1 protein-coding gene is annotated in these 588 nt (G+C 53.7%); it reads right to left on the bottom strand.

From position 1 onward, the window contains the following. Positions 1-387: 387 nt before the first annotated feature. The coding region (locus tag AC1RO3_RS08315; RefSeq protein WP_481763976.1) for a hypothetical protein at positions 388-588 on the bottom strand (201 nt) is incomplete at its 5' end.

The following is a 588-nucleotide window of genomic DNA, read 5'->3' as shown; positions in this document are numbered from 1 at the left end:
ACTCAGTACAACACTAGAACAACGAGACTGAAGTTTATCAACGGCTTCGCCTCTTGTCAACTGCCTTTTTACTACGTTTGTGTGTCGGGTGTTTGATCGGCGCAACATGGTGTGCCGGTCTACCACTCGCACGAACCACTTTACTGTTACTGGTATCAGTATAACCCTTTTGAGGCTTGCAGTAAACCTCTTTCTGCTCTACGTATTTACCAGCAGCGTCCACCGATGGCGGTGGCATAAACTGATTGAGGGCCTGAGCTGCGCCCTCGCACTCGACTTGTGTCGTGTAAGGACCGGAATCAGCAACCGGTTCGTCCCGCATCCGAAACGCGGGTCGGCCATTTAGAGTTAGCACCGTGGCCGTGATAAGGATGTAGGACGTGGTAATCATCCGAATCGCTCTCGCATTTCGGGCACGAGGTCCGAGAACTTCATCAAGTCACCTTCCCGGATTAGCACGTCCTCACCGATGTCCGAATACACCTCGGCCCAGATGCCGTGACTTTTCAGAAACGCGGCCATGCGGTTGGCATCGGCAATGCCACGGTTATCCGGACGGAACGTCTGGACGACGACCAGCGTGTCATC

Source organism: Dellaglioa sp. CoH-57-MRSF-19 (assembly GCF_056781975.1).
This window is presented reverse-complemented; position numbering and strand designations above follow the sequence as displayed.